Below are 542 nucleotides of genomic sequence, written 5' to 3' on the forward strand. Positions count from 1 at the left end.
CTTCACGCGGTGCTTTTGCACGTGATATACGTCCGTTTGGTTCTCTTACCTGCCCTGCTATTTTAGGGCGTCCCCTTTTTTTATTTTTTTTCACTTATGTCCTCAGATGTCTGTTTAATATCTTGCCAAATTCTCTCTGATCTTGACCATGAAATTCGATTTAAAAAGAACAATAAAACCACTAAAATGCATATTACAGCAGCAACACCTAACTTAAGTTTTAAGTGACTTTGATCCCAAGAAAGTTTTAAGAGCAGAATGAAAAGTGTACTCAATAAAGCACCCATCACTATACTGTAATAACTCATTGATGTAGATGACATACAATCTCTTAACAGCTCTATATCATTCTCTGTAAGCATATAAACGGGTTCAGATTCTTCTGTACTAACCCTAGACTTCTTTTTACTATCCATTAAAGCACCTTCTGTTTAAAAAGGAACGCTATCATTCATAACGGTATGAGATGTATCAAGAGGTCTGTAAATGCTTCTGTCATAAGCAGATGACTGATCTTGATTATCATCATTTTTGCCATCTAA

1 protein-coding gene and 1 pseudogene are annotated in these 542 nt (G+C 35.4%); both read right to left on the reverse strand.

Annotation, left to right across the window (positions count from 1 at the left end; all coding sequences use genetic code 11):
* Nucleotides 1–80: 80 nt before the first annotated feature.
* Nucleotides 81–416: a hypothetical protein gene (locus ACFINC_RS11850; protein ID WP_375607479.1), complete on the reverse strand. Its 336-nt coding sequence runs from the start codon at nucleotides 414–416 to the stop codon at nucleotides 81–83.
* Between the two features lie 15 nt (nucleotides 417–431).
* A pseudogene (locus tag ACFINC_RS11855) lies at nucleotides 432–542 on the reverse strand (single-stranded DNA-binding protein); the annotation flags it as partial.

It is taken from the genome of Bartonella sp. AP58NXGY (genome assembly GCF_042195785.1).
In the GTDB taxonomy this organism is placed as follows: domain Bacteria; phylum Pseudomonadota; class Alphaproteobacteria; order Rhizobiales; family Rhizobiaceae; genus Bartonella.

Excerpts from the sequence above, each read along its gene's own strand:
- ACFINC_RS11850 (WP_375607479.1), bottom strand. The coding sequence starts at position 416 with ATGGATAGTAAAAAGAAGTCTAGGGTTAGTACAGAAGAATCTGAACCC.